The sequence below is a fragment of the Piscirickettsia salmonis LF-89 = ATCC VR-1361 genome (genome assembly GCF_000297215.2).
GTDB classification, from domain to species: Bacteria; Pseudomonadota; Gammaproteobacteria; order Piscirickettsiales; family Piscirickettsiaceae; genus Piscirickettsia; species Piscirickettsia salmonis.
The window spans coordinates 1-645 of sequence record NZ_AMFF02000086.1; the positions used below are offsets into that span (position 1 = coordinate 1).

Annotated in this window: 1 protein-coding gene; it reads right to left on the bottom strand. The window is 35.0% G+C overall.

Annotation, left to right across the window (positions count from 1 at the left end; genetic code table 11):
• Window positions 1–364: 364 nt before the first annotated feature.
• Window positions 365–645 (bottom strand): hypothetical protein (locus tag C200_RS16145; protein WP_211250928.1); only part of this gene is annotated, 281 nt, incomplete at its 5' end.

The following is a 645-nucleotide window of genomic DNA, read 5'->3' on the forward strand; positions in this document are numbered from 1 at the left end:
ATGACGGAGGGCGATCTAATTGCCTGATGTAGTATCGCTGAAGATAGGTAATGTATGCAATTGTTTTTTACAAAATTAATAATTTAAATTTACCAAAAGCTAACCATGCGTGTGGTTTAAAGTTGACATGAAATAAATTAACAGTAGTGGTTGTTTATCTTCACTGAGCGAGTCGCGATTGCTAGAGCTTGGAAAAATTAATTTTTTAATATTTATATTTAAAGAGATTGAGGTTAGCAAGGGTAGAGTTAATTTTTAGACAGCCGCCTTTTGCAATTGACTGAGCTTTTAATAAACTGCTGCTTTTGCAAAAGGGCTGTTTTTTGTTTTAAGGTTTTGAGTTGAGTTTTATCGTTACATTGTTTTAAGGGCTAGATGGTGAGCTTGCACCATCAGACCAGTCATCAGACCAATTATCATTATTGTCATTTGTACCGTTACTGCTGTTACTTTGACTGTGTTGAGTGTTCATTTGGCTGCACTGAAATAGCAATGCTGCTGTTAGATTAATAGGTTTGCCATCGCTTGTATAGCGCTCGATCAACAGTTTCTGACATACTATCAGTAGGTTAAAAAATACAATAAGGAAAAACGATGCCTTCTCCTTACAGTTATGACTTAAGAATTCGAGCACTAAAAATGATT